Source organism: Streptomyces prunicolor NBRC 13075 (assembly GCF_000367365.1).
Classification (GTDB): domain Bacteria; phylum Actinomycetota; class Actinomycetes; order Streptomycetales; family Streptomycetaceae; genus Streptomyces; species Streptomyces prunicolor.
Map to the genome: position 1 here is coordinate 71,933 of NZ_BARF01000048.1, position 11,757 is coordinate 83,689.

The 11,757-nt window shown below is 68.7% G+C and carries 8 protein-coding genes; 1 reads left to right on the forward strand and 7 read right to left on the reverse strand.

Annotated features, from left to right (window positions below; all coding sequences use genetic code 11):
- Positions 1 to 112: 112 nt before the first annotated feature.
- The 6 genes from SPR02S_RS21615 to SPR02S_RS21645 all read right to left on the reverse strand — a co-directional run bounded on the left by SPR02S_RS21615 (position 113) and on the right by SPR02S_RS21645 (position 7,126).
- Entirely contained in the window at positions 113 to 1,039 is a 927-nt protein-coding gene (locus SPR02S_RS21615; RefSeq protein WP_019059086.1) for a trypsin-like serine peptidase, read from the reverse strand.
- Positions 1,040 to 1,091: 52 nt separating this feature from the next.
- Complete coding sequence (locus tag SPR02S_RS21620; protein WP_174447559.1) at positions 1,092 to 1,505, reverse strand: hypothetical protein; 414 nt, start codon at positions 1,503 to 1,505, stop codon at positions 1,092 to 1,094.
- Positions 1,506 to 1,551: 46 nt separating this feature from the next.
- Positions 1,552 to 2,253, reverse strand: a complete 702-nt coding sequence (locus SPR02S_RS21625) for a DUF4232 domain-containing protein (RefSeq protein WP_019059088.1) — start codon at positions 2,251 to 2,253, stop codon at positions 1,552 to 1,554.
- Positions 2,254 to 2,493: 240 nt separating this feature from the next.
- Entirely contained in the window at positions 2,494 to 3,381 is an 888-nt protein-coding gene (locus SPR02S_RS21630; protein ID WP_019059089.1) for a glycoside hydrolase family 19 protein, read from the reverse strand.
- Between the two features lie 227 nt (positions 3,382 to 3,608).
- On the reverse strand, positions 3,609 to 6,017 hold the full coding sequence (locus tag SPR02S_RS21635; protein ID WP_019059090.1) for a penicillin acylase family protein: 2,409 nt from the start codon (positions 6,015 to 6,017) through the stop codon (positions 3,609 to 3,611).
- A gap of 179 nt (positions 6,018 to 6,196) precedes the next feature.
- Positions 6,197 to 7,126, reverse strand: coding sequence for an SGNH/GDSL hydrolase family protein (locus SPR02S_RS21645; RefSeq protein WP_019059092.1), 930 nt, complete (start codon positions 7,124 to 7,126; stop codon positions 6,197 to 6,199).
- Positions 7,127 to 7,346: 220 nt separating this feature from the next.
- Here SPR02S_RS21645 and SPR02S_RS21650 point away from each other — a divergent pair, with 220 nt between their 5' ends.
- The gene (locus tag SPR02S_RS21650) at positions 7,347 to 7,598 is read left to right on the forward strand and encodes a Smr/MutS family protein (RefSeq protein ID WP_019059093.1); all 252 of its coding nucleotides are present in this window, start codon (positions 7,347 to 7,349) and stop codon (positions 7,596 to 7,598) included.
- Positions 7,599 to 7,651: 53 nt separating this feature from the next.
- On the opposite strand, the gene SPR02S_RS21655 is transcribed toward SPR02S_RS21650, so the two are convergent.
- Positions 7,652 to 11,041, reverse strand: coding sequence for a lectin (locus SPR02S_RS21655; protein ID WP_019059094.1), 3,390 nt, complete (start codon positions 11,039 to 11,041; stop codon positions 7,652 to 7,654).
- Positions 11,042 to 11,757 lie beyond the last annotated feature (716 nt).

The window sequence follows — 11,757 nt, forward strand, 5'->3', positions numbered from 1 at the left end:
GGTCAACCCCACGGCTGTCATGGCAAGGCATCCGGCACCGCACCTCCCCTGGCGGTATTCGCGTAGGGCTGCCCCTGTCGGCGGGGGCAGCCCTCCTCAACGGGCCCTGAGATCAGCCGCGTTCGGCCCGCCCGTACATCGTCTTGGCCGTGGCGCCGAAGATCTCGCCGTACATCTTGGTCGGCGTGAAGCCGTCCAGCGAACTGTTGACCGAGACGAGGGTGCCCTGCCCGGTGGTCTCCTTGAAGTCGGCCAGCCACGGGCCGCCGCTCGAGCCGCCGGTCATGTCGCAGGGGATCATCCGCTGGCCGTCCTCCTTCTTCTCCGTGCCCACACAGCGCAGGAGTTCCTCGCCGAGCTGCGGGTGGGTGGCGGGGTAGCCGAAGGACGAGATCTTCCCGCCGACGGCCCGGTTGAACGCGATCGGCGTCCCACCCACGACGTCGGTGAGCCTACGACCGCTCCGGTCGGCGTCGACGACCATCGCGGCCACGTCGTTCGTGCCCTCCTCGGCGAAGGCGCGCGGCGTCAGGACGGTACGCACCGCAAAGGCGCCGTACGGCTGCTTGCCCTTGCTGTAGGCCGGGACGAACACCATCGACATGTTGGTGTTGACGGGCGAGGCGGACCGCCGGACACAGTGCCCCGCGGTCATCACCACGGACCGGTTGGCGCTCTTCACCGCGGTGGCCGTGCACCAGGTGTCGGCCCCCGCGGCGTTGACCATGAACATCCGCCCCACGGTCTTCAGCTGTGGACCGGTCCACGTCTTGGTCTTCGGCCCGGTCGGCCCCAGATCCACCGACTTTCCTACGGCCTTGATCCGGGCCGGGGTCCAGTAGGCGAGGGCGTCCTTGCGTTCCTGGGCGGTGAACGAGAAGGAGGACACCGGGTCCGGGGCAGCGGCGTTGGCGCGGTCGGCGCCGGAGACGGCCGAGGCCGAGACAGGGACGGCGAGTGTGAGGGCCGTACCGGCCACCGCGAGGGCCGTGACACGGCGGCTCAGGCGCCGGTCCGCCGGCGGGGAGCTGTCGAACATGGGGGAGGTCTCCTCGACTGGTTCGGGTGGGTATGCGGGTGGTTGGGCCCGGCTACGCGCAATCCAAGAGAGGTAAATCCGGCGATCCGGGTTGCGTCGTCGCGTCGGATCCCGGTTGCGTCGCCGGGTCGGCGGACGTCTCGCGGAGGAAGGCGAGGAACTCCCCCACCGTGCAACTCCAGAGCCGGCGTTCCACCAACGCCGTGTGCCGGCGGGCGAGTTCGTGATCGTCGCCGTAGACGAACCTGACGACGAGCGGGCCCTCGTACGCGCGGATCTCGATTCCGCTCGGCTGTACCTCGTCCGCCGAGTGCAGGCCCACCGCGATGCCGATGATCTCCCAGGCCAGCACGCCCGCTCTCCTGAACGCGCCGTCGGACGAGGTGTGCCACACCACCTCGAAGTGCTCGTGCGCGGGCGCCCCGGGATCGGGCCGCCGGTTCACATTGTTCGATGCACTGGGCACACCTACGTCCTTTCTGTGCGGCAGGGAACTACGCGGCACCGGCTGCCTAGTTGAGGGCGTCCGAGGGGTTGGTCAGCCAGTAGGTGGTGGTCAGGGAGCTGTCGATGTACACGCCCTTGCTGGGCAGCGCGACCTTGACGCCCGAGCCGACGAAGTCGAGCGCGCGGTTCTGGAAGATCACCGAGAGCGTCTTCGCGGTGTAGCCGCCGGAGCCGCTGCCGTCGGCGGCGGAGAGGAGGGCGCCCGCATAGCCCGACTGTCCGGGGCTGAGCGTGGTGACCGCCTGCGGCTGCGTGTCCTCGTCGACCGGGGGCACGGACTGGGCGTCCTGGAAGTTCAGGGCCGGATAGCCGTACAGGTAGCAGGTCTTGGAGCCGGTGTTCTTGACGGTCAGCAGCAGGTGGTTCAGCGGACGCGACACGGTCTGCGCGGTGACCTTGGTGTTGGCGCCGGTGCAGGTGACGATGCTGGACGTCGACCTGGACCCGCTGGACGCCTTGGCCGTGGTGCTGTTGCCGCCCGACTTCGAGGTCACGGCCGTGTCCGTACCGGAGGCCTCGGCCTTGGTGTCCCCGGCGGCCGTCTTGGGCGTCGCGGTCGAGGAGACGCCGTTGTCGGCGGCGACGGTCGGGGTGTTCTTGGCCGCCGAGTCCTGGCTCGTTCCACAGGCGGTCAGCGCGAGCGAGGCGGCTGCGGCGAAGGTCGCGGTGAGGAGTGCCGTACGGCGGCGGAAGATGGTGTTGGACATGATCGGGTTCCCCCTGGGTGCGGTGCTGGAAGGCGAGCCACCGGGTGTTCGTGGTGGGTCTCGCTGCGAACAACCGCAGCTTGTGCGGCGATCCGTCCCAGCCGCCACAGCAGTCGGGGGAAACGGGAAGCTGGAACGCTCACACAGGGTTTGACCTGCGGGAACGTACCGTCCCTGGAACGCGGGGGTGGAACGGGCACCGGCCGTTGGAACGGTCCAGCCGGTGCCCGTCCCGCACGATCAGCAGTAGAGGTTGGCCCCGGTGCTGGTCCCGAGGATCGAGGTGAACCGCGTGTAGGCGTCCACGCGGCTCTGCACCTGGGCGGGGTTCTTGCCGTCGCACTCGATCGAGCCGTTGATGCTGCGGATGGTCTGGCCGAAACCGGCGCCGTTGACCATCGCGTTGTGCGGGGTCATGCTGCCGGGGCCGGTCTGGGTGTTCCAGTACCAGAGCGCGGTCTTCCACGCCACGGCCGAGTCGTTCTGCACCAGCCACGGATTGTTGAGCAGGTCGATGCCCAACGCGTCACCGGCGGCCTTGTAGTTGAAGTTCCAGCTGAGCTGTATCGGGCCGCGCCCGTAGTAGGCGGCCTGGCCGGCCGGGCAGCCGTACGACTGGGACCAGTCGCAGTACGTCGGGTAGTTGGCGGTGTTCTGCTCGACGATGTACACCAACCCGCCCGTCTCATGGCTGACGTTGGCGAGGAAGGCTGCGGCCTCCTGCTTCTTCGTCGTGTCGCTGCCGGTGTTCGCGAACCCCGGGTAGGCGCTGAGGGCGGCGGTGAGACCGCTGTACGAGTAGAAGGAGTTCCGGCTCGGGAACATCTGGTTGAACTGCGCCTCGCTGACGACGAAGTTCCCGACCGGCGTACCGGAGCCGTCGCAGGCGTACGGCTCCCAGTACCAGGTGCTGATGACCGGGTCGTAGCCCGGGTTGTCGTGCTCGGCGATGTACGCCTTGCCGTCGGTGTAGCGGACGATGTTGCCGGTGACGTACGACTTGCCGGCCACCCAGTTCGGATAGCTCGAACAGGAGGCGGCGGACGCGCCGGCGGCGGGAAGGACCACGGGCGTAAGGCTACCGAGGACGAGTGCGGTCAGTACTGCGGCGATGCGGCGTCTCGACACAGGGTTCAACTCCTCTGTGGAGCACGGCCGTACCCCGCCAAGGGCAGGGCGAAGCGGAGCCTTTGTGCGCACGGGCCGGTTGGACCGGTCACGGCGTGGGGGGCGGCCGTGGTGGGGGATGACGCGACTCACTGAACCGCATTGGTATGTACCAGTCAAGGGTATAGACCAGTCAACCCCGCACCCGGCCCGCCGAGTTGCGACCGCCCGCGCTGCGTCGGCCTGCCTCACCTGCGCAGAGTCGTCACCTCCAGAGCCGGGTCGCCGGCAATCTCCGCCGGGGTGGACCGTTCCATGACCCACTGCTTGCGCGAGAAGAGACGGGTCTGGTCCGAGAAGTGGGGCGAGGCCGGGTTCGCGGACTGGCCGTACGTGAGCAGGGTGTGGGCGCGCGGGCCGTCCGGGGTCAGTTCGACGGTCATCAGGAAGGTGGTGCCGAAGGCGCCGGCGGTCGGGGTGCCGGAGCCCGAGTCCGGGCTCGCCTCCACGACGTCGAAGCAGCCCGCGTCGCAGCCGGGCAGCGGGATGCCGTCCCACTTCTGTACGGCGCCGAGCTCGACGTCGACCGGGAGGTCACGGGCCGCGAACTCCTGCACGGCGTCGGCCAGGGCGCGTTGGACGCGCGAGTCCTCGCCGTTGAACCCCCTTGGGGTGGTGAGGGGTTGGGCGGGGTCGTAGGGGACGCGGCGCCAGGTGTCGGGCGGACCGCCGTCGAGGAGACGGTTGTAGAACGTGCTCCAGAGCACGATGCCCCGGCTGGTGGTGTCGGCGCGGGTGTCCCAGCGGGCGAGGGTCGTGCAGGCCTGCGTGACGTCGACCAGCGTGCCGTCCGTGGCCGTCAGGCTCGGGTGGGCGCGGCACATGCCGACGATGTCGTCGCGGCCCGTCTCGGCCGACCGGACGCGGTTGCCGAGCATCGAGTCGCGCAGGGTGCTTTCGGTGAAGCCCGGTGCGCCCAACCCGTCGGTGCCGTCCCGGCGTTGGGCGATCATGTCGAGGCCGAGCTGAGCCCGCCCGTCGAGGTGGGGATCGGTGTCGTACACGCCCGGGAGGCCGGTGATCTGCGCCTCCGGATTGACGTACTGGGGGCCGTTGTTGGAGTTGGCGACGTAGTCGGTACGGCTCAACTTCGGCTGGCGGGAGGGTCCGTAGACGCCGGGCACGAGCGCGTCGGGGTCACTCCCCCAGGCGCAGGCCGACGTCGAACCGTCCAGGGCGGTCGGCCCCTCGTCGTTCGGGAGGGTGCAGTGGGCGAGTTGGGCGTCGGTGAGGTGCGGGACGGCCGAGGAGTCGGTGAAGTACGTGCCGCCAGTGGTGTCGGCCGCGAGGGTGTAGGTCCAGGGGACGCCCTGGAACTCGTCCTGGGCGGCGCGGAGTTGGCCGAGGTTCTGCGCCTTGCCCATCGCCAGCCAGGTGTTCATGGAGCGCAGGTTGTCGGCGTTGGCGTCCCGGATCGCGTAGGCGGTAGTCGTGGTCCAGCCGGAGGACAGCACGGGCCCGAAGTGCGAGGAGTACAGGGTCCGTTCGACGGTCTTCAGCTTGCCGTCGGCGCCGCGCACGGTGACCGGGACCGAACGGCGTTCCATCGGTACGGTCCTGCCGTCCAGTACGTAGCTGGTCGGGTCGCCGGGGGCGAGCTTGAGCGCGTAGAGGGACGCGTGTTCGGCGTCGCTCGCGGTGTGCGTCCAGGCAAGGGTGCGGTTGTGGCCGATCTCGACCAACGGGGTGCCGTAGAGGCCGGCGCCGGAGACGTCGAGGGTGCCGGGGATCGTCAACTGCACTTGGTACAAACGGAAGTAGCCGACGGCCCAGGGAAGGTGGGGGTTGGCCAGGACCATCGCGTTGCCGGTGCGGGTGGCATCGCGGCCGAGGGCCCAGCCGTTGCTGCCGATGTCGGTGGCGGTGGCAGTGGCAGTGGCAGTGGCAGTGGCAGTGGCAGTGGCAGTGGCAGTGGCGAGGGTCGCGGCTGCGCTGGAGGCCTCCGTTTCCTTGCCGTCGGCGGCAGTCGTCGTCGGAGGCTTCGCGTCGCCGATGTCCGGGACCAACGGCACTGTCGCGGTGACCCTGTTGACGTCGTAGACGACGCTCCACACGTCGAGTGCGGTGATCGGCCGCACCCAGGGCTTCCCCTTGCAGGTCGGGTCCGGGAGGTGGTCGACGCCGGTGTCGCGGAGGTAGCGGTTGTACCCGGCGGCGTATCCCTCGACCATGCGGCGCAGTTCGGTCGTCGGCCCCAACGGGGCTTTCTTGGCGAGCAGTTGGCGGACGGTGCCCGCACGCAGCTGCCCGCTGTAGTAGGTGTCGCTCGCGAGGTTGGAGCCTTGGACTTCCCCTTCACCAGGCTCTCCGTCGGACCCGAAGAACCGGGACCGCTCGCCCCTCAACGTCACCACATGGTCGGCGAGTTCACACACGTTGTCCTGCGCGAACGCGTACCCGTACCCATACCCGAGTCCGTCGAAGTCCCGGGCCAGGATGTGCGGGACGCCGTACTCGGTCCGGCTGATCCGGACCGTGTGACCGCCCTCGGCCACCGTCTTGCCGCCCGACGCCGGCCCCGTCACGGCGGACGAGGACGCGGGCAGCAGAGCGACAGTGGCCGAGGTGAGACACAGGACGGCCGCGACAGCCGCCAACCGGCTTACTAAGGAACGTTTATGACGCTTCGTCAGTTCTCTGGGTTCACCCATGGCCGCCACCTTGCAGGCGGGACCGAGGGAGCGTCATCGGGCGCGCGGCGGATTTCCGGGCGGCTTGTCAGCCTCAGGACGTACGCCTTGAGGCTCCTCGGGGGCCTTGAGGCGCTGTCGGTCGGCTACGGCTTGTAGATCTGCCGCAGGGTTGCCACGGCCATCGCGAACTGACCGGACGCGTTGGGGTGCGCGGCGGCGGTGTTCGCGGCGGGGGTCAGCGACTCGATCCACCGTTCCTCGCGCGGTTGGCACATGTCGTGGCCCACCGTCGGCGAGTAGGTGTCCGCGTAGGACGCGTGGACCCCCTCGGCATTCGCCTGGCGTCGCAGCGCCGCGTTGGCCTGCTTCGTGGTGTCCCGCAGATAGGCGAAGTCGCCCTTGGCGAAGGGTACTTCGCCGCAGCCAACGCCGTTGTCGGGGAAGAGCGCGGGGTAGCCGACGACGATCACCTTGGCGGCGGGGCTGCGTCGCTTGATCTCGGCGAGCACATCGTGGACGCGCCCCTCCATGGTGGCGACGCGCTCGGCCAGTACGTCCTTGCCGCCCGCCGTGAAGTACTGCTTGCAGGGGGTACCGTCCCGGTCCGTCGCGGCGACACGGGCGCAGGTGGCGAGCACGCTGCTGAAGCCGACGTCGTTGCCGCCCAGGGTCAGGGTGACGAGTCTCGTGCGGGGCGTGAGCGCGTCGACCTGGGGGGCGTTGGCGCCCTGCGGGTTCCAGAAGTTGTTCGTGGTGGCGCCGCTGCAGGTGACGTCGTCGAACGTGTGCTTGAGCCCCACCATCGAGGCGAACTCGGAGATCAGACCGGGGTAGTTGCCGGCCGTACGGTCGCACGCCTTGTCCTTCACCCCGGCCAGTCCGGCCCCGGAGGCGTAGGAGTCGCCGAGCGCCACATAGGCGGGGCCGACACCGGAGGTGACCGGCGCGCTCCGAGCCGCTGCGCTCGGCGCGCCGAGCGTGAGGACGACGGCCGAGGCGGCCAGGACTCCGGCGGCGGCGCGGCGGGTCTGTGACTGGCTGCCCGGGGAACGGTTTGATCCGAAAGGGGACACAACGCCTCTTCAATCCTAGGGGACTTGGACAGGCGCCGGCCGGTGCCACGAGGAGGCTGACGCCCTCTCGATGTGATCGAGCCTAGGGTCGGGGCGGAGCGCGGTCCTCGGGCTACGGGACGACTGCCGCGTAGAACCAGGGTTGGAGAGCACCACGGACTCTCCGCCTCAGGAGCGCTCTCGCATACGCTGCGTCCCTACGACGAGACCCCCGGAGGCGATGGCCCTGATCACCCTGGATCTGCACCCCTACTTCCGCAGCGATCGCGATATCGACACGGCCCTGCGGCAGACCCTCTTCAAGGCCGCCGCCACCGGGGTCGACACCGTCCAGATCATCCCGGGCAAGGGAACGGGCCAACTGAAGAAGCGGGTGTTGGCCGTGTTGGCGCAGAAGCACATCAAGAAGCTCTACGCCCGCGTGGAGCAGGATCCGACCAACGCGGGCCGGATCCTGGTCCACCTTCGCTGACTAGCTGTCCCCTATTGGCTATTGGCTATTGGCTATTGGCTATTGGCTATTGGCTATTGGCCGAAGCCGTACGAGAACAGGTGGTCCGTGCCCGTCGAGCCCGTCACTGGCAGGGTGATCGACGCGACCTGCTTGGACGGGTCCAACGGGACCTTCGTGGCGAAGACGTAGGTCTTCACGCTGTCCCGGCCCCCGCTCCCGGTGTTCCGGTAGGCCGTCGTGGCCGCGGTCGTGTCACCTGGAATCGACGTGCTGGAACCGCCGTTGAGGGTCCAGTCCGGGAAGGCGACCGTCCCCTGCGAGGTGGTGCCGTCGGTGTAGGTGACGGTCACCGTGCCCGAGACGCCGCTGCCGTCGGTCGGCGCGTTGGTCGCCGTACCGAGCAGACCCAGCGACGCACCCGATGTGCCGGCCGGCATCGAGATGGTCTGGCCGGCCATCTCCAGGTTGTCCAACTGACCCGAAGTCACCGTCGGCCAGGTGTAGTTGATGCCGTCGACCGTGAGGGGCGAGCCGCTCGTGACGCCCGCAGCCGCCAACGCGTTCTGCGAGAAGGCCCAACCACCGCCGTCGAAGCCGCCCGAGAAGGTGGCGCCGTCGGGATAGATGCCCTCGTTGGTGTTGTACGGCCACAGCGCACCGGCCTTGGCCACGGCCACCCGGAGGGTCGCACCGGCCAGCGCCGCACCGGAGTTGTGGTCGGTCAGCGCGAACGTGACCGGGAACAGCCCCTCGTCCGCACCCGCCGTGACGTGATCCTTCGCCTCGGCGCTGCCCGCTGCGGGCACCGTCAGCGAGCCGGACGCCGTGTCCAGGGTGACGCCTGAGGGAGCCGTCGCCTTCCAGTCGACCGTGACGGCCGCGCTGCCGAGGTTGGTCAGGTCGAGCGTGCCGTCACCGGCCGAACCCGGCGTGAGTACAAGGCCGTTGGCGGGACCGGTCGCGGCCAGCACCCGGCCGCCGCCCGTGGTGTCCGACGGCGGCGCGGCCGAAGGTCCGGACGCCCAGGCCGTGTTGGGCTGTGTGCCGAGCTTGAAGTCGGCAGTGCCCGCACTCTGCAACTGCTGATACGTCAGCCAAGAGGTTTTCCACGCCTTGCCGTTGACGTCGAGCGACTGCACGTACGGCGCGTCGGACGCGGCCTGCGGTGCGTTGATCCGCACCGTCTTTCCGCCGCCGAAGGTCACCTTGGCCACCGTGAACGCCGGGCTGCCGAGCGCCAGCGTGTCCGTGCCCGGGGTCTCCGGATACATGCCGAGCTCGGACCAGACGTACCACGAACTCATCGCGCCGAGGTCGTCGTTGCCGAACGAGCCGACCGGTGCGTTGAAGTACAGCTTCTGCTGCGCCTCGCGGACGGCCGCCTGCGTCTTCCAGGGCTGGCCCGTGTAGTCGTACTCCCAGGGGATCTCGACGCTGGGCTCGTTGCTCAGGTCGGCGTCGGTGTTGCCGGGTGCGGTGATGTCGTCGAGCAGGCTGTCCAGGTAGGACGAGTACGCCTGGTTCCCGCCACGAGCCTGGATGAGCTGTTTCAGGTTGAACGGGACCATCGGCGTGTACTGCGCGGAGGTGCCCTCCACGAAGCCGTTGGAGGTGCCGGGGGTGAAGCCGCCCGCGAACTGGCCGTCCTTGTTCTTGGCCTGCATGTAGCCGGTCTGCGGGTTGAAGACGTTCATCCAGTCCTGGGCGCGGGTGGCGAACTTCTCGTAGACGGACGTCCTGCCCAGCGACTTCGCGAAGGAGGCGAGTGCGTAGTCGGCGGAGTCGTACTCGAGTTGGGTGGAGACGGGGCCGTAGAAGTTGCAGCAGTTGTAGTCGTTCTCGTCCAGCGGCAGGTAGCCCTTCGCGTCCCGGACCGACTCGCCGGGGCGGTCGTTGTTGGGGACGGTGGCCTCGTGCTGCAGGGCCGCGAGGGCCTTGTCGGTGTCGAAGCCGGTCGCGCCGAAGGCGTACGCGTCGGCGATGATGCCGGCGGCCGGGTCGCCGACCATGACGTAGCTCTCGCCGTTGTTCGAGGCCCACTTGGGCAACAGGCCTGTCTGGTCATAGCCGTTGAGCATCGAGGTGACGACGTCGGCGGTGACCTTGGGTTCGACCATCGCCATCAGCTGGGTCTGGGAACGGTAGGTGTCCCAGCCGGAGTAGTTGGCGTACTGGGCCTGTTGCCCCTTGGCCAGTGTGTGGACCTGGTTGTCCATGCCCATGTACTGGCCGTTGTCGTCGGAGAAGACGTTCGGGTGCAGCAGCGCGTGGTAGAGCGCGGTGTAGAACTGCGTCTGCTGGTCGGTGGATCCGCCGCCCACCTGGATCTTGTTCAGTACGGCGTTCCAGGCGTCGTGGTTGGCCTTCTCGACCGTGCCGAGGTTCCAGTTCTTGATCTCGGTGCTGAGGTTGTTCGCCGCGCCCGCGTCACTCGTGTACGAGATGCCGACCTTCGCGCTCACCGTGGGGTTCGCGGTGGTGTCGAAGGTGAGGTACATGCCGTTGGCGCCGGTCGTGGGAGGCTGGGCGGCTTTCGCTGTGGCTGTGGCTTTGGCTTTGGCTTTGGCTTTGGCTTTGGCTTTGGCTTTGGCTTTTGGACCGGTCCCATGGATCGTGGGGGCGGGCTTCGCCGGGACGGTGAAGTGTTTCTCCTTCAGCGGCGCCGACTTGGTCACCTGCGGGGCGAGTTGGACCTTGCCGGCCTTCAGCGATCGCGCGTCGGGGTTGATGGTGCTACCGACCCACGTACCGCTGGCGGTGAACGGCTGGTCGAACTTCACGTCGAAGTGCAGCGTGTACCTGTTGCTCGCGCCGCAGAAGTGACCGCTGTCGATCGCGCCGCTGATCTCCTTGTCGTTCACCACCTGGACGCGGGTCCCGTCCACTTGTGTGGCGCCGCCGCTCAACTTGAAGAGCAGGTTGGCCTGTTGACCTGCGGGGAAGGTGAAGGCGCCAAGACCGGCGCGGGTGGTGTCGGTCAGCTCGGTCTTGACCCCGTTCGCGTCGGTGACCTTGTAGCGCCCGATGCCGGCCTGCTCGTCGGCATGGCCGAAGCCGACGGACGTACTCCCGAGGTCACCCGACAGCGAACCGGTCACCGGCAGAATCGGCAGATCGCCCGCGACGGGACAGCCGGGTCCCGAGACGTGGGTGAGGCTGAAGCCGGAGAGTTTGGTGTCGTTGTACTCGTAGCCACCGCCGTCAGGACGGTTCGGTGTCGTGTCGGGACCCCACTGCACCATCCCGGCCGGCATGTCGGGGCCGGGGAAGGTGTCCACCGCCCCGGAGGTGCCGATGAGGGGGTTGACGAGGGACGCGGGGTCCGTCACGAGGGCGGGCGTCGCGGCGCTCGCGGCATGGGCGATGCCGGCGCTGCCGATCGCCGTGAGCGGAAGGGCGGTCAGGCCCAACACGCAGGCCACGGCGAGGCGTTGACGGAATCTGTTGCGGTCACGTGGCACGGCTGAACGTCGGGGTCTCACCATCGGTCGCCTCCGCAGCGGTTCGTGCTTCGCAGATCAGGTGACGGCACACCGGAGAACACCGGCACGCCGGCGACAGGCAACGGTTCCTGGTCGCTCCCACGGCCTGACAACGTTGCCATGCACGAGTGTCGAGTGAACGCGCGTGCTGATGGTGTGTCAACGAGGTTGGCAGGAGTTTGGGGTGGAGTTGAGGGGTGGGTGGGATTGGGGTGAGCGCCGGGGGTGCGCGAGCGCGTATGACACAGGGGACCGAAGTTCAAGTGCCCTGAGTAGATGGGGACGTACGGCATCAGCGACCGGGCGTTCAAGCGCCATGGAGCACGGGCACGTACGGCAGCGGCGGCCCAAGTTTCGAGACTGCGGGCGGGACTGACGCACGACCTCGGGGCTCGGCAGGTCCGGCAGGTCGATAGATCGATGGGTCGACAGGTCCCGCCCATCCGGCTGGCGACAGTCAGGCAGACAGGCGCATACCCCTACGCCCCCACCCCCACCCGGCACCTCGACCGACACGCACCGGCGAAGTCCCGGCGCCGGTCACCCGGCCAGGGCAGCAGGCGCACCCTCACGCCCTCACGCCCTCACGCCCTCACGCCCTCACGCCCTCACGCCCTCACGCCCTCACGCCCTCACGCCCTCACGCCCTCACGCCCTCACGCCCTCACGCCCTCACGCGACAGCCAACCAGGGGC